4 protein-coding genes (1 of these 4 running past the window's edge) are annotated in these 23239 nt (G+C 73.4%); all 4 read left to right on the forward strand.

Features of this window, described 5'->3' with window-relative positions; translation table 11 throughout:
• Positions 1-2306, forward strand: the end of a protein-coding gene (locus HYQ63_RS44940; RefSeq protein WP_179936770.1) for a type I polyketide synthase. The gene continues 19519 nt to the left of window position 1, outside the view; the window shows 2306 of its 21825 coding nt (coding positions 19520-21825); the start codon falls outside the window, past its left edge; its stop codon occupies positions 2304-2306.
• Complete coding sequence (locus HYQ63_RS28825) at positions 2303-8068, forward strand: type I polyketide synthase (protein WP_179936771.1); 5766 nt, start codon at positions 2303-2305, stop codon at positions 8066-8068. Before HYQ63_RS44940 ends, HYQ63_RS28825 begins: the two co-directional genes overlap by 4 nt.
• A 60-nt stretch (positions 8069-8128) precedes the next feature.
• Positions 8129-13042: a type I polyketide synthase gene (locus HYQ63_RS28830; RefSeq protein ID WP_179936772.1), complete on the forward strand. Its 4914-nt coding sequence runs from the start codon at positions 8129-8131 to the stop codon at positions 13040-13042.
• Between the two features lie 89 nt (positions 13043-13131).
• The gene (locus tag HYQ63_RS28835) at positions 13132-23226 is read left to right on the forward strand and encodes a type I polyketide synthase (protein ID WP_179936773.1); all 10095 of its coding nucleotides are present in this window, start codon (positions 13132-13134) and stop codon (positions 23224-23226) included.
• Positions 23227-23239 lie beyond the last annotated feature (13 nt).

The raw sequence follows: 23239 nt of genomic DNA on the forward strand, positions 1-23239 counted from the left end.
GGCTCGACGCCCCCGCCGCCGCGGCGAGCAGGGCAGTCACCCTGCCTGCCGACCAGGTCGAGGAGCGCTTCTGGGAGGCGGTCGAGAGCGGCGATCTGGAGTCGGTGGCGTCGACCCTCGACGTCGAGGGCGAGGCACAGCAGTCGTCGCTGGGTGATCTGCTGCCCACCCTGTCGTCGTGGCGCCGGCAGCGTCGTACCCGGTCCACCGTCGACGGTTGGCGTTACCGGGTCGCCTGGAAGCAGGTGCCGGAGGGCGCGTTGACGGACGAGGTGCCCACCGCCGGTACGTGGCTGCTGGTGGTCCCCTCCGGGTACGCGGAGGACCCGTGGGCGACCTCCGCATCCCAGGTGTTGTCCCACGGCGGAGGGGCGGTCGTCCCGCTCGTCTGGGACACGGCCGACGGCGACCGCGCCCGGCTGGCCGCCCAACTCGCCGAGGTCCGCGACCGGCACGGTGACATCAGCGGCGTACTGTCGCTGCTCGCGCTGGACGAGGACCCGCATCCGCTGCACCCCGTGGTGCCGCGTGGCCTGGCGGCCACGTTGCGGCTGGTGCAGGCGCTGGGTGACGCCGAGTGGGACGCACCGCTGTGGCTGGCCACGCGGGGTGCCGTGGCCACGGGCCGTGCGGACGGCAACGGCACCGCCGTCAGCACGGCGCAGGCGCAGATCTGGGGTCTCGGCAGGATCGTCGGTCTGGAACACCCGCAGCGCTGGGGCGGGTTGGTCGACCTGCCGGAGTCGCCCGACGCCCGTACGCTGACGCGGCTGCGCGGCGTACTGGCCGGGGGCGTAAAGGCGGGAGAGCGGTCGGCCGGAGCCGCGGAGGGCACCGAGGACCAGGTCGCGCTGCGCGCCACGGGTGTGTTCGCGCGGCGGCTGGTGCACGCGCCGCTCGGGGACGTACGGGCCGTACGGGACTGGAAGCCGCAGGGCACGGTCCTGATCACCGGCGGGACCGGTGCGCTCGGCGGGCACGTGGCGCGCTGGATGGCGCGGCGCGGCGCCGGGCATCTCGTCCTGACCAGCCGCCGTGGCCTGGAGTCTCCGGGCGCCGGTGAGCTGCGGGACGAGCTGACCGCGATGGGTGCCAGGGTGACGGTGGCCGCGTGCGATGTCGCGGACCGTGCGGCGCTCGCCACGCTGCTGGAGGAGCTGCGGGCGGACGGTTCTCCCGTGCGTTCGGTGGTGCACACGGCAGGTGTGGCGCCGAACGCGAGCCTCGACGCGACGGATGTCGCCACGCTCGCCGAGGCCGCGTCGGGCAAGGTGTCGGGCGCCGTCCACCTCGACGAGCTGTTGGCCGGTGAGGACTTGGACGCCTTCGTGCTGTTCTCCTCGAACGCCGGTGTCTGGGGCGCCGGTGGCCAGGGCGCGTACGGCGCGGCCAACGCACACCTGGACGCGCTGGCGCAGCGCCGCCGCTCCCGGGGGCTGCCCGCGACATCCGTCGCGTGGGGCGCGTGGGCCGGTGCGGGCATGCTGACGGACAGCGGAGCGGAGGAGCACATGACCCGGCTCGGCGTCCTGTCGATGGACCCGGAGCTGGCCATGGAGGCCCTCCAGCTGGCCCTGGACCACGACGAGACGTGCGCCGTGGTCGCCGACGTGGACTGGGCGCGCTTCGCCCCCGCCTTCACCGCCGCTCGGCCGCGGCCGCTGCTGCACGACCTGCCCGAGGTGCGCCAGGCGCTCCAGGAGGCCACGGTGGCGGACACCCTCGACGCCGACGGGGCGGACGGGGCCGACGCGGCCGGGTCGCTGGCCGGGCGGCTTACGGCGATGACCGAGGCCGAGCGCGAGCGCACCCTGCTCGACCTGGTGCGCTCCCACGCCGCCGCCGTGCTGCGCCACGACGGAACCGACACGGTGGGCGATGACCGGGCCTTCAAGGATCTGGGCTTCGACTCGCTCACCGCCGTCGAGCTGCGCAACCGGCTGCAAGGCGCCACCGGGCTGCGGCTTCCCGCGGCGCTCGTCTTCGACCATCCGACACCTGCCGACCTCGCCGCCTACCTACGGGCACAGCTCGTCGGGAGCGCGGTCGGCAGCGGGGAGTCCGCGATCGCGGAACTCGACAGGCTGGAGGCGGCGGTGTTCTCGATCCTCCCGGAGGACGAGGACACCCGGACCACCATCACCTCGCGGCTTCAGCTGCTCCTGTCGCGGCTGGGCGGTTCCGCGGACGACACCCTTCCGGGCGGCGCCGCGCCGGACGAGGGACCGGCCGTGGAAGAACAGCTGGATACGGCGACGGACAACGAGATATTCGACTTCATCAACCGGGAGTTCGGTAAATCATGACGGGGAACGAAGACAAGCTCCGGGAATATCTCAAGTGGGTGACGGCCGACCTGCACAAGACGCGGGCCCGCCTCCAGGAGCAGGAGGCGGCCGAGCGCGAACCCATCGCGATCGTGGCCGTGAACTGCCGTCTTCCCGGAGGCGCCGACTCGCCGGAGGGGCTGTGGCGGCTGCTGTCCAGCGGTACCGACGCCGTATCCGAATTCCCCGACGACCGGGGCTGGGACATCGATGCGCTTTACGACCCCGACCGGGAGTCGGGAAAGCCAGGCACCAGCTATGTGAAGGAAGGCAGCTTCGTTCGCGATGCCGCCGAATTCGACGCGGACCTCTTCGGGATTTCGCCGCGTGAGGCGCTGGCGATGGATCCGCAGCAGCGGCTCATCCTCGAGGCGTCGTGGGAGCTGGTCGAGCGCGCCGGTATCGACCCGTCGTCGCTCAAGGGCAGCCGCACCGGGGTGTTCGTCGGCGGCACGCCCTCCCACTACGGCCCGCCTCCCGAGGCGGTGCCCGAGGACGTGGCCGGTTACGTGGTCACCGGCGGTTCGGGCGCGGTGCTCTCGGGGCGCCTCTCGTACGTCCTCGGCCTGGAAGGGCCCGCGGTGACGGTGGACACCGCCTGCTCGTCGTCGCTGGTCGCGCTGCACGAGGCGGTGCACGCGCTGCGCCGCCGGGAGTGCTCGCTGGCCGTGGCCGGGGGCGTGGCCGTGCTGTCCACTCCGGTGGCGTTCGTGGAGTTCAGCCGTCAGCGCGGGCTCGCCGCGGACGGGCGCTCGAAGGCGTTCTCCGACGCGGCCGACGGCATGGGCTGGGGCGAGGGCGTGGCGGTGCTGCTCCTGGAGCGGCTGTCGGACGCGCGCCGCAACGGCCACGAGGTGCTGGCGGTGGTGCGTGGTTCCGCGGTGAACCAGGACGGTGCGTCCAATGGCCTGACCGCGCCGAACGGCCCGTCCCAGCAGCGGGTGATCCGGGCCGCGCTCGCCAACGCCCAGGTGCTCGCGGCCGACGTGGACGCGGTCGAGGCGCACGGTACGGGCACCACGCTGGGCGACCCGATCGAGGCGGACGCGCTGCTGGCCACGTACGGACAGGGGCGCCCGGCGGACCGGCCGCTGTGGCTGGGGTCGGTGAAGTCCAACATCGGTCACACGCAGGCCGCCGCGGGCGCGGCCGGTGTCATCAAGATGGTCCTGGCGCTGCGCCACGGTGTGCTGCCGAGCACCCTGCACGCGGACGAGCCGTCCACGAAGGTGGACTGGTCGTCGGGCGCGGTGGAGCTGCTGACGGAAGCGCGGGAGTGGCCGGAGACGGAAGGGCGTCCGCGCCGGGCGGGGGTGTCCTCGTTCGGGGTGAGCGGGACCAACGCGCACATCATCCTCGAACAGGCCCCGGAGCCGGACGCGGACGCGGAGGCGGAAGCGGAGGAGGGCGAGGAGTCCGGTGGCGCACCGGCGGCCCCGACCGTCGAACTGCCCGCGGTGCCGTGGGTGGTGTCCGGGCACGGTGCGGCGGCCCTGCGGGAGCAGGCGGCCCGGCTGCTGGCCCGGGTCGAGGGCGACGCCGGGCTGTCGCCGGTGGACGTGGGCTGGTCGCTGGCGTCGGGCCGGGCGGCGCTGGAGCACCGCGCCGTGGTGACCGGTGGCACGCGCGGCGAACTCCTCGACGGGCTGGGCGCGTTGGCGCGCGGCGAGGCGGCACCGGGCGTGGTCAGCCGCCCGGACGAGACCGGCAACGGTGGCCGGGTGGTGTTCGTGTTCCCCGGCCAGGGCTCGCAGTGGGCGGGCATGGCCCGGGGCCTGTGGGAGTCGTCGCCGGTGTTCGCCGCGCGGATGGAGGAGTGCGAACGGCTGCTGAGCGGCCTGGTCGACTGGTCGCTGCGGGACGCGCTCGGCGACGAGGCTGCGTTGGCACGCGTGGACGTGGTGCAGCCGGTGCTGTTCGCGATGATGGTGTCGCTGGCCGAGGTGTGGCGTTCGTACGGGGTCGAGCCGTCGGTGGTGGTGGGCCACTCGCAGGGCGAGGTCGCCGCCGCGTGCGTGGCGGGTGTGCTGTCGCTGGAGGACGCGATCCGCGTGGTGGCGTTGCGCAGCCGTGCGCTGCTGGCGATCGCCGGTCGTGGCGGGATGCTGTCGATCGTGGCGTCGCAGGACTGGGTGCGCGAGCGGATCGAGCCGTTCGGCGACCGGATCTCGATCGCCGCGGTGAACGGCCCCAAGGCGGTCGTGGTCTCGGGTGACGCGGACGCGTTGCAGGAGCTGGGGACCGTGCTGGCGAAGGCGGGGGTGATGCGGTGGAACGTCCCCGGGGTGGACTTCTCCGCGCACTCGGCCCATGTCGAGTCCCTGGAAGGCGAGTTGGCGGAGATCCTGGCCGGCGTCGAGCTGCGGGCCGCCGAGGTGCCGTTCTACTCCACCGTGACGGCCGCTCCGCTCAACACCGCCGAGCTGGACACCGGGTACTGGTACCGGAACCTGCGGCAGCCGGTGCGGTTCGAGGAGACCGTCCGGGCCCTGGCGGACGACGGACACGGAGTGTTCGTCGAGGTGAGCCCCCACCCGATCCTCACGATGGGGGTGCTGGAAACCCTGGAGGACCCGGAGCGGTCCGCCCCCGCGGTGGTGAGCACGCTGCGGCGGGACGACGGCGGGCTGGACCGGATGGTGGCCTCGCTGTCCGAGGCGTGGGTGCACGGCGTGGACGTCGACTGGCCCCGGGTGTTCACGGGCACGGGCGCGTCCCGGGTGGGGCTGCCGACGTACGCCTTCCAGCGGCGCCGCTACTGGCTGGACGCGGCCTACGGTGGCGGCGAGGCCGCCGTATCGGGCCTGGGGGTGGCATCGGCCGAACACCCGCTGCTGGGGGCGGCCGTGGAACTGCCGGACGCGTCGGGTGTGGTGTTCACGGGTCGGCTGTCGACGCGTACGCACGCCTGGCTGGCCGACCACGCGGTGGGTGACGTGGTGCTGCTGCCCGGCACCGGTTTCGTCGAGCTGGCGGTCCGGGCCGGTGACGAGGTCGGCTGCGACGTGGTCGAGGAGCTGACGCTGCACGCCCCGCTGGTGCTGCCCGAGGCCGACGCGGTCTGCCTGCGGGTGACGGTCGGCGGGCTGGACGACTCCGGACGACGCGACGTGAGCATCCATTCGCGGCCGGAGGACGCACCGCACGGCGACGAGTGGACCTGCCACGCCACCGGTGTGCTCGCGGCGGCCGGTGCGGAAGCGCGCGGTCCCGAGTCGGCCGTATGGCCCCCGGAGGGGGCGACCCCGGTCGAGTGCGGTGCGCTGTACGAGGAGTTGGCCGCCACCGGATACCGATACGGCCCGGCCTTCCGCGGGCTGCGGGCGGCGTGGCGGCACGGCGACGAGGTGTTCGCCGAGGTCGCGCTGGACGAGGACCAGCAGGCCGCCGGGACCCGTTTCGGCGTGCACCCCGCGCTGCTCGACGCGGCGCTGCACGCGGTGGGGCTGGGCGCCGTCGGCGCGCAGCCGCCGCAGGACGGCGCCACCACACCGGCGGTCCGGCTGCCGTTCGCGTGGCGCGGCGTGTCCCTGCACGCGGCCGGGGCGACGGCGCTGCGCGTGACGGTGTCGCCCGCGGCGAGCACGGACGCGGTGTCGCTGACGCTGGCGGACACCACGGGCCGTCCGGTGGCCTCGGTGGAATCGCTGGTCATGCGGCCGGTGGACACCGAGCAGCTGGAGAGCGCCCTCCGCACCCGGGGACGGCTCCACGACGCGCTGTTCCGGGTCGACTGGGAGGCGTCCGCCCGCCCGCCGGCGTACGAGCCCGGCGGCTCCGGCCCCTGGGCCATCGTCGGCGACGACGCGCTCGGCATGGCCTCCGCCCTGAGCCCGGACCTTGCCGTGGGCAAGCCGTACGACGATCTGGCGGCTCTCGGCGCCGAGTTCGCCGACGGCGACACGCTGCCGTCGTTCGTGCTGACCGACTGCGGCACCGGGACCGGCGACGGGGGCACGGCAGCGGCCGTGCGGAACGCGCTGCACCGGGCGCTGGACGTCGTCCAGGCGTGGCTGGCGGATGAGCGGTTCGCGTCGGCCGGGTCGCGGTTGGTGCTGGTGACGTCGGGCGCGGTGGCGGCCGGGCCGGGCGAGGACGTGGCCGATCTGGCGGCGGCTCCGGTGTGGGGGCTGTTGCGGTCGGCGCAGACGGAGAACCCTGGCCGGTTCGTCCTGCTGGACACCGACGGTGCGGAGGTCTCCTGGGAGGCGCTGCCGGGCGCGCTGGCGTGGGCGGCGGGGCAGGACGAACCGCAGCTGGCGCTGCGGGCGGGCGAGGTACGCGTACCGCGCCTGGCCCGCGTATCCGCGCCCGCGCCCGTATCTGATTCCGATTCCGTACCCGATGCGCAGTCGGCTGCCGCGTTCGGTACGGGCACCGTGCTGGTGACCGGCGCCACCGGCACCCTGGGCGGGCTGGTCGCCCGCCACCTGGTGGTGGAGCACGGCGTACGGCACCTGCTGCTGGTGAGCCGCAGTGGCCCCGCGGCTCCGGGCGCGGACGCCCTGGCCGCGGAGCTGACAGAACTCGGTGCGCGGCCCCAGGTCGTGGCCTGCGACGTGGCCGACCGAGACGCGCTGGCCGGGCTGCTGGCGGGCATTCCGTCCGAGCGTCCGCTGTCCGCGGTGGTCCACGCAGCGGGCACGCTGGACGACGGCATCGTCTCGTCCCTCACGCCCGAGCGCCTCGACACCGTGCTGCGGCCCAAGCTCGACGCGGCGGTCCACCTGGACGAGCTGACGCGGGAGATGGACCTGTCCGCGTTCGTGCTGTTCTCGTCCGCGTCCGCCACCTTCGGCAGCCTCGGCCAGGCGAACTACGCCGCCGCCAACGCCTTCCTCGACGCACTCGCCCAGCACCGGCGGGCGCAGGGCCTCCCGGCGGTGTCCCTGGGCTGGGGCTTCTGGGCCCAGATCAGCGGCCTGACCGGCGACCTCACCGAAACCGACATCCGGCGCCTGGTACGCGGCGGCATGATCCCGCTGCCCACCGGCCAGGCCCTCGAACTGCTCGACACCGCCCAGCACCTGGACGACGCCGCCCTCCTGCCCATCCGGTTCGACCGCGCCGCGCTCAGCCGCCCTGCGGACCCGGCCGCCATCCCCGTCATGATGCGCGGCCTGGTGCGCCTGCCCGCCCGCCGCACCGTGTCCGCGGGTACGGGTACGGGATCGGGGCCGGGGCCGGAGGGTGTGTCCGCCCTGAAGCGGCAGCTGGCCGGGCTGGACGAACCCGAGCGCAAGCGCACCCTGCTGGAGCTGGTGCGGACCCACGCCGCGAACACGCTCGGCCACGCCACGACGTCCACCGTCGAGCCCGGCCGCGGATTCGTGGACCTCGGTTTCGACTCGCTCATGGCGGTCGAATTCCGTAACCGGCTGATGGCGGCAACCGGGCTGCGCCTGCCCGTCACCCTCATCTTCGACTACCCCACCCCCGCCGCGCTCGCCACCTACGTCCGCGCCGAACTGCCGCTCGACGGGGACGCGGACGAGGCGGCGGACCAGGCCGCGGCCACCGCCGCCGCGGAGCTGGACCGGCTGGAGAACGCGCTGACGGCCATCGCCTCCAACGAGGTCAGGCGCATGGAAATCATGGTGCGCATGAAGTCGTTCCTGGCGAAGCTGGGAGATGCGGGCGGGGCGTCGACACCGCAGGACGACGACGAAGACGGCGATCTCGACCTGGCCTCGGACGACGAACTGTTCAGCGCCCTGGAAAACGAGCTGAGGAAATCCTGAACCGACCACCACGGAATCCGGCCGTTTTCTTTCGCATGTCATTTACGGGGAGCTAATCGCATGTCCAACGAGGAAAAACTCCGCACCTACCTCAAACTGGCGACCACCGACCTCCGCCAGGCCCGCCGCCGCCTCGACGAACTGGAGGCCAAGGAGTCCGAGCCCATCGCGATCGTGGGGATGGGCTGCCGCTTCCCCGGCGGTGTGCGGTCGCCGGAGGAGCTGTGGGACCTGGTCGCGGGCGGCGTCGACGCGGTCTCGGACTTCCCCCTGGACCGTGGCTGGGACGCGGAGGACCTGTACGACCCGGATCCCGACCGGCAGGGCAAGACGTACGCCCGGGAGGGCGGTTTCCTCTACGACGCGGCCGAGTTCGACCCGGACTTCTTCGGAATGTCGCCCCGCGAGGCGCTGGCCACCGACCCGCAGCAGCGGCTGCTGCTGGAGACGTCGTGGGAGGCGATGGAGCGGGCGAGCGTCGACCCGAGGTCGCTGCGGGGCAGCCGGACCGGTGTCTTCGCGGGCGTGATGTACAACGACTACGCCTCCCGCTTGGGAACGGCCCCCGATGGCTTCGAAGGACACATCGGCAACGGCAGTGCGGGCAGCGTCGCCTCCGGGCGGATCTCCTACACCTTCGGCTTCGAAGGCCCCGCCATCACCGTGGACACCGCCTGTTCGTCCTCGCTGGTCGCGCTGCACCTGGCGGTCCGCTCGCTGCGCTCCGGGGAATGCACCCTTGCCCTGGCCGGTGGGGTCACGGTGATGTCCTCGCCCACCATCTACGTGGAGTTCAGCCGTCAGCGGGCCCTGTCGCCGGACGGCCGCTGCAAGTCGTTCTCGGACGCGGCGGACGGCGCCGGATGGGCCGAGGGCGTGGGGATGCTGCTGCTGGAGCGGCTGTCGGACGCGCGGGCCAACGGTCATCCGGTGCTTGCGGTGGTGCGTGGCTCGGCCGTGAACCAGGACGGTGCCAGCAGCGGTCTGACGGTGCCGAACGGCCCGTCGCAGCAGCGCGTGGTCCGGGCCGCACTGGCGAATGCGGGCGTGGCGGCGACGGACGTGGACGCGGTGGAGGCGCACGGTACGGGGACGACGCTGGGCGACCCGATCGAGGCGCAGGCGTTGCTGGCCACGTATGGGCAGGGGCGTGGCGAGGGGCAGCCGCTGTGGTTGGGCTCGCTGAAGTCGAACATCGGGCATGCGCAGGCCGCGGCGGGTGTGGCCGGTGTGATCAAGATGGTGCAGGCCATGCGGCACGGTGTGCTGCCGCAGACCCTGCATGTGGACGAGCCGTCCTCGAAGGTCGACTGGTCGGCGGGTGCGGTGGAGCTGCTGACGGAGGCCCGCGAGTGGCCGGAGGCGGAGGGCCGTCCGCGGCGTGCGGGTGTGTCGTCGTTCGGGGTGAGCGGGACGAACGCGCACGTGATCCTTGAGCAGGCGCCCGAGGCGGAGGCGGTACGGAAGGCCGACGGCGCGCCGGTGGCGGTGCCGTGGGTGGTGTCGGGCCGCGGCGTTGAGGCGTTGCGCGGTCAGGCGGCGCGGTTGCTGGCCCGGGTGGAGGGCGATGCCGGGCTGTCGCCGGTGGATGTGGGCTGGTCGCTGGCGTCCGGGCGTGCGGTGTTGGAGAACCGTGCGGTCGTGGTGGCCGGAGACCGGGACGGTCTGGCGTCCGGTCTCGCTGCCCTGGCCCGGGGTGAGGAGGCTCCCGGGCTGGTGACGGGCGCTGCCGCGGGGGCTGGCGAGCGGGTGGTGTTCGTCTTCCCCGGTCAGGGTTCGCAGTGGGCGGGGATGGCGCAGGGGCTGCTGGATGGCTCCCCGGTGTTCGCGGAGCGGATCGCGGAGTGTGCGGCCGCGCTGGCCGGGTTCGTGGACTGGGACCTGGAAGGTGTGCTGCGGCAGAAGCCGGACGCGCCCTCGCTGGACCGGGTCGACGTGGTGCAGCCGGTGTCGTGGGCGGTGATGGTGTCGTTGGCGGCGCTGTGGCGTTCGTACGGCATTGAGCCCGCGGCCGTGGTGGGGCACTCGCAGGGCGAGATTGCTGCTGCGTGTGTGGCGGGTGCGCTGTCGCTGGAGGATGGCGCGCGAGTGGTGGCGTTGCGGTCGCAGGCCATCGCCGGTGGTCTGGCGGGCCGGGGCGGGATGGCGTCGGTGGCGCTGCCGTTGGACGAGGTGGAGTCTCGGTTGGAGCGATGGGCGGGCCGGTTGGAGGTGGCCGCGCTCAACGGCCCGACCTCGGTCGTGGTCGCCGGTGAGCCGGGGGCGCTGGACGAGCTGGTGGCCGAGTGTGAGGCCGCGGAGGTCCGTATCCGTCGTATCGCGGTGGATTACGCCTCGCACACCTCACACGTCGAGCTGATCGAGGACGAGTTGGCCAAGGTGCTGGCGGAGGTGCGTCCGCAGACCTCGCAGGTGCCCTTCTTCTCGACGGTGACGGGGGACTGGCTGGACACGACGGAGTTGGACGCCGGGTACTGGTACCGGAACCTGCGGCAGACCGTGCGCTTCCAGACCGCCGTCGAGACGCTGGCCGAGCAGGAGTACGAGGCGTTCATCGAGGTCAGCTCGCACCCCGTCCTGACCATGAGCGTGCAGGACATCGCAGACTCGGCCGTGGTCACGGGCACGCTGCGTCGTGATGACGGCGGGCTGGACCGGTTCCTGACCTCGCTGGCTGAGGTGTGGGTTCAGGGTGTGGAGGTGGATTGGGCGCGGGCGTTCGAGAACACCGGCGCATCGCGGGTGGACCTGCCGACGTATGCCTTCCAGCGGCGTCGTTACTGGCTGGAGGCTCCGGTTGAGGGTGGGGCTGGTGCGGTTGATGGGGTGGAGGCTGGTTTTTGGGAGTTGGTTGAGGGTGGTGATGTGGCGGGGGTTGCTTCGGCGTTGGAGGTGTCGTCGGAGGAGTCGTTGAGTGGTGTGTTGTCGGCGTTGTCGTCGTGGCGGCGGGGGCGTCGGGAGCGGGTGCGGTTGGAGGGTTGGCAGTACCGGGTGGTGTGGCAGCCGGTGGCGGTGGAGTCGTCGGCGCGGTTGTCGGGGGCGTGGCTGTTGGTGGTTCCGTCCGGGGTGGAGGGTGTTGCCGCCGTGGCGGAGTCGGTGTCGGGTGCGCTGACGCGGGCTGGCGCTGAGGTCGTCACGCTGGAGGGCGGGGCCGGTGGCGAGGAGTGGGCCGACCGTGTGGCGGAGGTTGCGGATACGGGGCCGTTGGCGGGGGTGGTGTCGCTGCTCGCGTTGGACGAGTCGCCGCACCCGGTCGGCGGGGGCGTATCGGCAGGGCTGGTCGGAACCCTGGGCCTGACCCAGGCCCTGATCGGCGCCGACATCGACGCCCGGCTGTGGTGCGCCACCCGCGGTGCCGCGATGGTGCAACGTACCGAGCAGCTGACGGACGCGGGCCAGACGCAGGTGTGGGGCTTCGGCCGGGCAGTGGCGCTGGAACACCCGGACCTGTGGGGTGGTCTGGTGGATCTGCCGGAAACGCTGGATGCGCGTGCGGGGGAGCGGTTGTGCGCGGTGCTGGCGGGCGTGGGTGCCGAGGATCAGGTGGCGGTGCGGTCCTCGGGGGTCTTCGGACGGCGGCTGGTGCGCGCCGGAGGGGCGGCCAGTGCCGATGGGGGCTGGCAGGGCAGCGGGACCGTGCTGGTGACCGGCGGTACGGGTGCTCTGGGCGGTCATGTGGCCCGGTGGCTGGCGGGGCGTGGCGTCGAGCATCTGGTGCTGACCAGTCGTCGCGGTCTGGACGCGTCGGGGGCGGTCGAGCTTCAGGCCGAGCTGTCGCAGGCCGGTGTCGGGGTGACGGTCGCGGCGTGTGATGTGGCCGATCGGGGTGAGCTGACGGCACTGCTGGGCTCGCTGGGCGAGCTGCCGCCGCTGACGGGCGTAGTGCACACGGCCGGGGTGCTGGACGACGGCGTCGTGGAAGGGCTGTCGCCGGAGAGGCTGGCGGAGGTGATGCGGCCCAAGGCGGAAGCGGCGCGCCACCTGGACGAGCTGACGCGGGACAACACCGAGCTTTCGTTGTTCGTGATGTTCTCGTCGATGGCGGGCACCGTCGGTGCTCCGGGGCAGGGCAACTACGCGGCGGCGAACGCGTACCTCGACGCCCTGGTCCAGCAGCGCCGGGCCCTCGGTCTGCCGGGCACGTCGGTGGCGTGGGGCCGTTGGGGCGGCGGTGGCCTGGCCACCGGCGAGACCCGCGAGAAGTGGACCCAGCAGAGCGGGTTCGAGGCCATGCACCCCGAGGACGCCCTGGTCGTCCTGGAACAGGTGCTGGACCGCGACGAGAGCTGCATCGCGGTGGCCCACATGGACTGGCAGCTCTACGCCCCGCGCCTCGCGGCCGTCCGTCCCGCACAGCTGATCGGGGAGATCCCCGAGGCGCGCCGTGCCCTGGAGGCGGCCGACGGCAACGCGCCCGCCGGGCCCGGGGCGGCGGCGGACTCGGCCACCGCACTGCGGGAGCGGCTGACCGGGCTCTCCCCGGCCGAGCGCCTCCACGTTCTGCTGGAGCTGGTCCGTACCCATGTGGCCAGGGCGCTGGCGCACCCCAACGCCGATGCCATCGCCCCCGAACGGGCCTTCAAGGAGCTGGGCTTCGACTCCCTCACCGCCGTCGAGCTGCGCAACAGGCTGCGGGCCGCCACCGGTCTGTCGCTGCCCGCGACGCTGGTGTTCGACTACCCGAACCCCCTGGCGCTGGCGGAGAACCTCCGGGAGCTGTTCTTCCCGGGCGGCGGCGAGGACGCCGACGCGGAGTCCCAGGACGCGGGGGTGCGCGAGGCACTGGCGACCATTCCGCTGGCCCGGCTCCGCGATGCGGGTCTCATGGACATTCTGCTGCGGCTGGCCGATTACGGAAATGCCGCGGCCTATACAGGAGACGAGGGCGAAAAGGAGACGGTCGACGAGGAGTCGATCGACTCGATGGACGCCGAGAGTTTGCTCCGCATGGCATTCGAAAACGTCGATTCCTGAATCCAGAATCCTGAACGCAGAATCCTGGATCCGGAATCCGGTTCGAACGCCTCACTATTCTTTCCCCTTGAACACGCGTGGAGTTCGCAATGAGCAGTACGTCTCCTGAGAAGATCCTTGAAGCGCTGCGTGTTTCCCTGAAGGAGACAGAACGTCTCCGGAAGGAGAACCAGCAGATCACCGCGGCGGCCCGGGAGCCGATCGCCATCGTCGGCATGGGGTGCCGGTTTCCCGGCGGGGTGAAGACCCCCGCGGAGCTGTGGTCCCTGCTGGCCTCCGGCACCGATGCCGTGTCCGGATTCCCCACGGACCGCGGCTGGGCGGATGACCTGTACGACCCGGACCACACCCGGCACGGCAAGTCCTATGTGCGGGAGGGGGCGTTCGTCGAGGGCGTCACCGATTTCGACGCGGCCTTCTTCGGCATTTCCCCGCGCGAGGCCCTCGCGATGGACCCGCAGCACCGGATGCTGCTGGAAACGGCGTGGGAGGCGCTGGAGCGCGCGGGCTACGACCCCCTTTCGCTCAAGGGGAGCCGTACCGGTGTGTTCGCGGGCACGAACGGCCACGACTACGGCCGCATGCTGCGGGAGATCCCCGAGGAGCTGGAGGGCTACCTGGGCACGGGCAGCTCCGGGGCGGTGCTCTCGGGCCGCATCTCGTACTCCCTCGGCCTGGAGGGACCCGCGGTCACCGTGGACACGGCGTGCTCGTCGTCGCTGGTGACCCTGCACATGGCCGTCCAGGCGCTCCGTAGCGACGAGTGCTCGCTCGCCCTCGCGGGCGGGGTGAGCATCATGACGACCCCCGGCGCGTTCGTGGAGTTCAGCCGTCAGAACGTCCTGTCGCCCGACGGCCGCTGCAAGGCGTTCGCGGACGGCGCGGACGGCACCGGCTGGGGCGAGGGCGCCGGGATGCTGCTGCTGGAGCGGCTGTCGGACGCGCGCCGCAACGGCCACGAGGTGCTGGCGCTGATCCGCGGTTCGGCGGTGAACCAGGACGGTGCGTCCAACGGTCTGACGGCGCCGAACGGCCCGTCGCAGCAGCGGGTGATCCGCCAGGCGCTGGCGAACGCCCGCGTGTCGGCGGCGGACGTGGGTGCGGTGGAGGCGCACGGTACGGGGACGGCGCTGGGCGACCCGATCGAGGCGCAGGCGCTGATCGCCACGTACGGGCAGGGACGCCCGGCGGACCGGCCGCTGTGGCTGGGGTCGCTGAAGTCCAACATCGGGCACACGCAGGCGGCCGCCGGTGTGGCCGGTGTGATCAAGATGGTGCTGGCGCTGCGCCACGGTGTGCTGCCGCGCACCCTGCACGTGGGTGAGCCGTCGACGCAGGTGGACTGGTCGGCGGGCGCGGTCAGGGTGCTCGCCGAGGAGCAGGAGTGGCCGGAGTTCGACGGCCGTCCGCGCCGTGCGGGTGTGTCGTCGTTCGGGGTGAGCGGGACGAACGTCCACGTCATCCTGGAGCGGGCGCCCGAGCCGGAGCCGGTGGAGACGGTGGACACGGCCGGGCCGGTGGCCGTCGTCGAACCGGTGGCGGTGCCGTGGGTGGTGTCGGGCCGTGGCGCCGACGCCCTGCGGGAGCAGGTGGCACGGCTGCTGGCCCGGGTCGAGGAGGACCCGCAGCTGTCACCGGTGGACGTGGGCTGGTCGCTGGCGTCGGGCCGGGCGGTGCTGGAGAACCGCGCGGTGGTGACGGGCGGCTCGCGGGAACAACTGGTCGCCGGGCTGAGCGCGTTGGCGCGCGGTGAGGACGCCCCGGGCGTGGTGGCCGGTCCGGGCGCGGCCGGCGGCGACGGCCGGGTGGTGTTCGTGTTCCCGGGCCAGGGCTCGCACTGGGCGGGCATGGCGGTGGAACTGCTCGATGCCGCACCGGTGTTCGCCGACCGGATGGCGGAGTGCGGCCGGGCGCTGACCGCGTTCGTGGACTGGGACCTGCTGGACGTCGTGCGCCAGGCGCCGGGGGCGCCGCCGCTGGAGCGCGTCGATGTGCTCCAGCCGGTGACGTGGGCGGTGATGGTGTCCCTCGCGGCGCTGTGGCGCTCGTACGGGGTCGAGCCGTCGGCCGTCGTGGGCCACTCGCAGGGCGAGATCGCCGCCGCCTGCGTCTCCGGCGCGCTGGCGCTGGAGGACGGCGCACGGGTGGTGGCGCTGCGGGCGCAGGCCATCGAGCGGAGCCTGTCCGGCCGGGGCGGGATGCTGTCGATCGTGGCGTCGGAGGAGTGGGTGCGCGAGCGGATCGAGCCGTTCGGCGACCGGCTCTCGGTCGCCGCGGTGAACGGCCCGAACGCCGTCGTGGTCTCCGGCGACGCGGACGCGCTGCGGGAGCTGGGGACTGTGCTGGCGAAGGCGGGGGTGATGCGGTGGAACGTCCCCGGGGTGGACTTCTCCGCGCACTCGGCCCATGTCGAGTCGCTGGAAGGCGAGTTGGCGGAGATCCTGGCCGGTGTGGAGCTGCGGGCCTCGCAGGTGCCGTTCTACTCCACGGTGACGGCCGGTCCGCTGGACACCGCCGAGCTGGACGCCGGGTACTGGTACCGGAACCTGCGCCGGCCGGTGCGCTTCCAATCCACCGTGGAGGCGCTGGGCGAGCGCGGGTACGGCACGTTCGTCGAGGTCAGCCCCCACCCCGTCCTGGCCATGGGCATCCTGGAGACGCTGGAGAGCCCCGAGCGGGCCGCCCCCGTGGCGGTGAGCACCCTGCGGCGCGAGGACGGCGGTCTCGACCGGTTCCTGACCTCGCTGGCCGAGCTGTGGGTGCACGGCGTGGACGTGGACTGGAAGCCCGCCTTCGCGGACACCGGGATGTCCCGGGTGGAGCTGCCGACGTACGCCTTCCAGCGCCGCCGCTTCTGGCTGGAGAACACCGCCGCGACCAGCGGCGACGTCACCTCCGTGGGCCTGCTGGCCGCCGAACACCCCCTGCTCGGCGCGGCGGTCGAGTCCGCGGTGCAGGGCGGTCTCATCTACACGACGCGGCTCTCGCTCACGACCCAGCCGTGGCTGGCGGACCACCGCATCGACGACGTGGTGGTGCTTCCCGGCTCGGCGCTGGTGGACATGCTCACCCACGTCGGTGAGCAGGTGTGGACACCGGTGGTCCAGGAGCTGACCGTGTCCGCGCCGCTCGCCGTCCCCGCCACCGGCAGCACGGTCGTCCAGCTCACGGTGGGCGCGCCCGACGACCGGGGCCGCCGCTCCGTACGGCTCCACTCCCGCACCACGACCGGCACCGGCACCGAACAGGACGGCTGGAGCGAACACGCCGCGGGCACCCTCGCCACGTGGGACGACGGGCGAGACGCCGACCGGGCGGCCCCGGACCTCACCGCGTGGCCCCCGCAAGGCGCGGTCGAGACGCCCGTGCCGCAGGTGGCCGGTGTCCGGGCCGCGTGGGCGGCCCAGGGGCGCGTCTACGCCGAGGTCGGGCTGCCGGAGTCCGCGGAGGGCGACGGCAACGCCGACCGGTACGGCGTACACCCGGCCGTGCTGGAGGCGGCGCTGCACCTGATGGCGCGGCTCGGCCTCGTCCTCTCCCCGGCCACCGGCTCCACGGACGGCGGGGAACGGCTGCTGGCGCACACGTGGTCGGCCGTACGGGCGCACGCCACGGGCGCGCGGTCGCTGCGCGTGTGCCTGACCCCGACGGGCGAGGACACGGTGGCGATCAGCGCCGTCGACGACGCGGGAGCCCCGGTGCTCGACATCGGCGCGGTGGGCCTGCGCACGGTGTCGGCGGACGAACTGTCCACCGCGGCACGGTCGTTCACCCACGAGTCGATGTACCAGGTGGACTGGGTCGAGGTCGCGGGCGGCCCGGCGGTCGCACTCGACGACTGGGGCCCGTACGACGAGGTCATGTCCGGCGACGGGGCGATGCCGCCGGTCGTCGTGTACGAGCCCGGCAGCGGCGACCCCGGCAGCCCGTTGCCCGAGCGGGTGCACACCGTCGGGCAGCGGATGCTCGAAGTGCTTCAGGGGTGGCTCGCGGACCCGAGGACCGCGTCGTCCCGGCTCGTCGTGGTGACGGGCGCGGACCCCGCCGGTACGGAATCCGAGCTGGTGGCCGACCCCGTACGGGGGCTGCTGCGCTCCGCCCAGGCGGAGAACCCGGGCCGGTTCGCCCTCCTGGAGGCCGACCGGGTCGACACCGAGACCCTGCGCAGGGGGCTCGCGGCCGGTGCGGAGGAGCCGTGGGTCGCCGTCCGTGACGGCCGCACGTACGTGGCCCGGCTGCGGCGCTCGGAGATCGCCCCAGGCACCGCCGACCTGGGCCTGGCCGGTGGCGTGGCGCTGGTGACCGGCGCCACCGGGGGCCTCGGGCGACTGGTGACCCGTCACCTCGCCGAGGCGCACGGCGTGACCGAAGTGGTGCTGGTGTCCCGCTCCGGGCAGGACGACGCGTGGGCCGCCGAACTGGCGTCGCTGGGCCTCTCCGTACGGATGGTGGCCGCCGACGTGGCCGACCGCGCCGCCATGGCCGACATCGTCGCGTCCCTCGGCGAGCGGCTCACTGCCGTCGTCCACGCGGCGGGCATCGTCGGAGACGGCCTGGTGACCACGCTCGACCCGGAGCAGTGGCATGCGGTGCTGCGGCCCAAGGTCGACGCGGCGTGGCATCTGCACGAGCTGACCGCCGGGCTCGACCTGCGTGCGTTCATCCTCTTCTCGTCGGCCGCCTCCCCGTTCGGCGGCGGCGGACAGGGCAACTACGCGGCGGCCAACGGCTTCCTGGACTCCCTGGCCCGGTACCGGCACGCCCACGGACTGCCCGCGACGTCCCTGGCCTGGGGACTGTGGGGACCCGAGCTGGGCGGCATGGGCGGACGGCTGAGGGACGTCGACCTGGCCCGGGTGGCGCGGGAGGGCATCCTGCCGTTCTCCGCCGAACAGGGCCTGGAGCTGCTCGACATGGGCCTCACCTCCGGGCGGCCCACCCTCGTCCCCATCCGGCTGGACCTGCCCGGGCTGCGCCGCAGCGGATTCATCCCGGCCGTGCTGCGCGACCTGGTGCCGCACACCACCCGGCGCGCCGTCACCCGGGACGACACCGGGGCCGCGGCGACGGACCGGGTCACCCTGGCCCGGCGGCTGACCGGACTGCCCCCGGCGGACCGCCACAAGCACCTGCTCGACCTGGTGCGCGACAGCGCCGCCAAGGTGCTGGGGTACGCCTCGGGCAAGGCCGTCGACCCCCACCAGCCCTTCAGGGAGGTCGGGTTCGACTCGCTGACCGGTATCGAGCTGCGCAACCAGCTCGCCGCCGCCACCGGACTCGCGCTCCCCGCCACCCTCGTCTTCAACTACGCCACGCCCACCGCACTCGCCCGCCACCTGCGTACCGAACTCCTCGGCGCGGCGGACGAGGCAGCGGTCGCCGAGCGGGTCCCGGCGGTGGCCCCGACCGCGGCCGACGACGACCCGATCGTCATCGTCGGCATGGGCTGCCGCCTGCCCGGCGGTGCCTCCTCCCCCGAGGAGCTGTGGCGCCTGCTGGCCTCCGGCGACGAGACGGCCGTCCCGTACCCGGCGGACCGGGGATGGGACATCGACGGCCTCTTCGACCCGGATCCCGAGCGCAGCGGCAAGAGCTATGTGCGCGAAGGGTCCTTCCTCCCGGACGTCGCCGACTTCGACCCCACCTTCTTCGGGATCGCCCCGCGCGAAGCCGTCTCCATGGACCCGCAGCAGCGGCTGCTGCTCGAAACCGCGTGGGAGGCGATCGAGCGGGCGGGCATCGACCCGGTCTCGCTGCGCGGCACCACGACCGGTGTCTTCGCGGGGACGAACGGCCAGGACTACAGCGCCCTGCTCCAGCGTGCCCCCGAGGAGTCCGAGGGCTACCTGGCCACCGGCATCGCGGCCAGCGTCGTATCCGGCCGCCTCTCGTACACCTTCGGCCTGGAGGGCCCCGCGGTCTCGGTGGACACGGCGTGCTCGTCGTCCCTGGTGACCCTGCACCTGGCGGCCCAGGCGCTGCGCAACGGCGAATGCACCCTCGCCCTGGCCGGTGGCGCGACCGTCATGGCCACCCCCGGGCTGCTGGTGGAGTTCAGCCGCCAGCGCGGCCTGGCTCCCGACGGCCGCAGCCGCGCGTTCTCGGACGCCGCGGACGGCATGGCCTTCGGCGAGGGCGCGGGCATGGTGCTGCTGGAGCGGCTGTCCGACGCCCGCCGCAACGGCCACCCGGTGCTTGCGGTGGTGCGTGGTTCCGCGGTCAACCAGGACGGTGCGTCCAACGGTCTGACGGCGCCGAACGGGCCCTCGCAGGAGCGGGTCATCCGGGCCGCGCTCGCCAACGCGCGCATCACGGCGACCGACGTGGACGCGGTGGAGGCGCACGGCACGGGGACGACGCTGGGCGACCCGATCGAGGCGCAGGCGCTGATCGCCACGTATGGGCAGGGGCGGGCCGAAGGACAGCCGCTGTGGCTGGGCGCGCTGAAGTCCACCATCGGCCACACCCAGGCCGCCGCGGGCGTGGCCGGTGTCATCAAGATGGTGCTGGCCCTGCGCCACGGTGTGCTGCCGCGGACCCTGCACGTGGACGAGCCGTCCTCGAAGGTGGACTGGGACGCGGGCGCGGTGGAGCTGCTGACGGAGGCCCGGGAGTGGCCCGTGGTCGAGGGGCGTCCGCGGCGTGCGGGTGTGTCGTCGTTCGGCGTGAGCGGGACGAACGCGCACATCATCCTGGAGCAGGCTCCCGAACCGGAGCCGGTGCAGAAGGCCGACGGCGCGCCCGTGGCGGTGCCGTGGGTGGTGTCGGGCCGTGGCGCCGAGGCGCTGCGCGGCCAGGCGGCGCGGCTGCTGGCCCATGTCGAGGCCGACGCGGAGTTGTCGCCGGTGGACGTGGGCTGGTCGTTGGCGTCCGGGCGTGCGGTGTTCGAGAACCGTGCGGTGGTGAGCGCGGGGTCGCGTGAGCAGCTGGTCGCCGGGCTGGGCGCACTGGCCCGGGGCGAGGAGGCTCCTGGGCTGGTGACGGGTGCTGCCGCCGGGGCGGATGACCGGGTGGTGTTCGTCTTCCCGGGCCAGGGTTCGCAGTGGTCGGGGATGGCGGTGGAGTTGCTGGATGCTTCGCCGGTGTTCGCGGAGCGGATGGCGGAGTGTGCTGCGGCGCTTTCCGGGTTCGTGGACTGGAGTCTGCTGGATGTGGTGCGGCAGGCGCCGGGTGCGCCGTCGTTGGAGCGGGTTGATGTGGTGCAGCCGGTGTCGTGGGCGGTGATGGTGTCTTTGGCGGCGCTGTGGCGTTCGTACGGCATCGAGCCCGCGGCCGTGGTGGGGCATTCGCAGGGTGAGATTGCCGCCGCGTGCGTCTCCGGTGCGCTGTCGTTGGAGGATGGTGCGCGGGTGGTGGCGTTGCGGTCGCAGGCCATCGCCGGTGGTTTGGCAGGTCGTGGCGGGATGGCGTCGGTCGCGCTGCCGTTGGCCGAGGTGGAGACGAGGCTGACGCGGTGGGCGGGTCGGCTGGAGGTGGCCGCGCTCAACGGTCCGACCTCGGTCGTGGTGGCTGGTGAGCCGGAGGCGCTGGACGGGCTGGTGGCCGAGTGCGAGGCCGCGGAAGTTCGTATCCGTCGTATCGCCGTGGACTACGCCTCCCACACCTCACACGTCGAGCTGATCGAAGAAGAGCTGGCCCGGGTGCTGGCGTCCGTGCGACCGCAGACCAGCGAGGTGCCGTTCTTCTCGACGGTGACCAATGAGTGGCTGGACACGACGAAGCTGGACGCCGGGTACTGGTACCGGAACCTGCGGCAGACGGTGCGCTTCCAGTCCGCCGTCGAGACGCTGGCCGAGCAGGAGTACGGGGCGTTCGTCGAGGTCAGCTCGCACCCGGTGCTGACCGTGAGCGTGCAGGAGGTGCTGGAGGGCGCCGCGCGCACGGCCACCCCGGTGGTGGCGGGCACGCTGCGCCGGGACGACGGCGGCCTCGACCGGTTCCTGACCTCGCTGGCCGAGCTGTGGGTCCAGGGCGTGGACGTCGACTGGACGCGGGCGTTCGCGGACACGGGCGCCTCCCGGGTGGACCTGCCCACGTACGCCTTCCAGCGCCGCCGCTACTGGCTGAAGTTCGACGCCGCCGCCACCGGGGACATGGCCTCGGCGGGCCTGCTCCCGGCCGAACACCCCCTCCTGGGCGCGGCGGTGGAGCTGCCGGACACGGACGGGATCGTGTTCACCGGTCGGCTGTCCGCGCAGGGACACTCCTGGCTCGCCGCGGCGGAGGAGCACACCACCGCGCTGCTGCCCGGAACGGCCTTCGTGGAGCTGGCCGTACGGGCCGGGGACGAGGTCGGGTGCGAGGTGCTGGAGGAGCTGACCCTCCGTACCCCGCTGGTGCTGCCAGCTCGGGGCGGCGTCCAGCTCAGGGTGAGCGTGGCGGAGCCGGACGCGGCGGGCCGCCGTACCTTCGGCGTTCACGCACGGCCCGAGGACGAGGCGTCCGACGCCCCGTGGACCTGCCACGCCACGGGTGTGCTGGCCGCCGCGGGCGACGGTGCGGCGGCGGACTGGGACCTGGTGGCCTGGCCGCCCGCGGGGGCGGTCGCGGTGGACACCGACGCGCTGGACGGCCTGTGGAAGGGCGTCGACGGCGAGGTGTTCGCCGAAGTGGGCCTGGCCGAGGAGGAGCAGGCGGAGGCGGCTCGCTACGGCCTGCACCCCGCGCTGTTCGACGCCGCCCTGGACGCGGCGCGTCACGTCGTGGGCACCGGCGAGGACGGCACCGGGCCGCTGTGGCTCCCGTCCTCCTGGCGCGGGGTCGCGCTGCACGCGTCCGGCGCCTCGGTGCTGCGGGTGCGGATCAGCGGTGCCGGGGAGCCGGACACGTTCTCGGTGGCGCTGGCCGACGCGACCGGTGCGGCCGTGGCATCGGTGGACGAACTCACCCTGACGCGGCTGGACCCCGAGGCACTGCCCGGCGGCTCCGAGGCGCTGCCCGGTGGCGCCGGGGCCGCCGAGCACGCGGCCGTCCGTACGGTGACGCGCGGCCGCCCGGCCCGGCGGACCGCCGCCGCGTCGGCCGGTGCCACGGATGAACCGGCGCTGGTGCGGCGGCTGGCCGGGCTCGGGCACGCCGAGCAGATCGGGGTGCTCTCCGACCTGGTGCGCGCCGAGACGGCCGCGGTCCTCGGGCACGCCGAGCCCGGGACCGTGGACCTGCACCGCGGCTTCTTCGAGCAGGGGTTCAACTCGCTGATGTCGGTGGACCTGCGCAACCGGCTCAGTGCGGCGACCGGGCTGCGGCTGCCGACCGCGTTCCTCTTCGAGCACACCAAGCCGACCGCCGCGGTCGCCCATCTCCAGCGGGAGCTGAGCCGGCCCGGCGAGTCCGAGGCGTCCGGGGCCGGTGGCATCGAGGCGATGTTCCGGCAGGCGTACGCCACCGGGAAGTTCACCGCGGGCAACGACCTGATCATGGCGGCCTCGAACTTCCGGGACGCCTTCGACGCCGCCTCGGCGGCCGAGCACCTGCCCGAGCCGGTCCGGATGGCCGTGGGAGACGCGCGGCCGGGGCTGTTCTGCCTCCCGGCCGTGGTGGCGACGGCGGGCCCGCAGCAGTACACGCGCTTCGCGGAACACTTCCGGGGCCACAGGGACGTGACGGTACTGCCCCAGCCGGGCTTCCTGCACGGGGAGAACGTCCCGGCCGACATGCACGCCCTGGCCGAGCTGCACGCGCAGTCGCTGCGGCGCGCCGCCGGGGACGAGCCGTTCGTGCTCCTGGGGCACTCGGCGGGCGGGCACATCGCGCACGCCGTCACCGAGCACCTGGAGAGCCTCGGCACCCCGCCCGCCGCCCTGGTGCTGCTGGACGTGCCCTGGCCGGAGGACGACGAGACCAACCTCGAGGTCGCGGTGTCGGCGCTGGGCGTGGTGTTCGACCGCGAGGAGAAATTGGGCGGCGGCATCATGAACGACACCCGGCTGACGGCCATGGGCGGCTATCACCGCATTCTGGGCCAGTGGCAGCCCGAGCCCATCAAAACCCCCACGCTGCTGGTGCGCGCAACGGAGCCGGTACCGGCCCCCTCCGGGGCTCCGGAAGACGCTCGCATGCTCAATGTCGAGTGGAAACTGACTCATACGGCACGGGAAGTGCCGGGCGACCACTTCACCATTGTGGAACAGCACGCGGAGAACACTGCGAGCGTTGTCGACAAGTGGCTCGAAGAAATAGGCTGAGCCGACGAATTAC

It is taken from the genome of Streptomyces sp. Rer75 (assembly GCF_013414305.1).
GTDB classification, from domain to species: Bacteria; Actinomycetota; Actinomycetes; order Streptomycetales; family Streptomycetaceae; genus Streptomyces; species Streptomyces himastatinicus.

Bases quoted from the DNA above. Each gene is read 5' to 3' on its own strand.
- HYQ63_RS28825 (WP_179936771.1), top strand. From the start codon at position 2,303: ATGACGGGGAACGAAGACAAGCTCCGGGAATATCTCAAGTGGGTGACG.
- HYQ63_RS28830 (WP_179936772.1), top strand. From the start codon at position 8,129: ATGTCCAACGAGGAAAAACTCCGCACCTACCTCAAACTGGCGACCACC.
- HYQ63_RS28835 (WP_179936773.1), top strand. From the start codon at position 13,132: ATGAGCAGTACGTCTCCTGAGAAGATCCTTGAAGCGCTGCGTGTTTCC.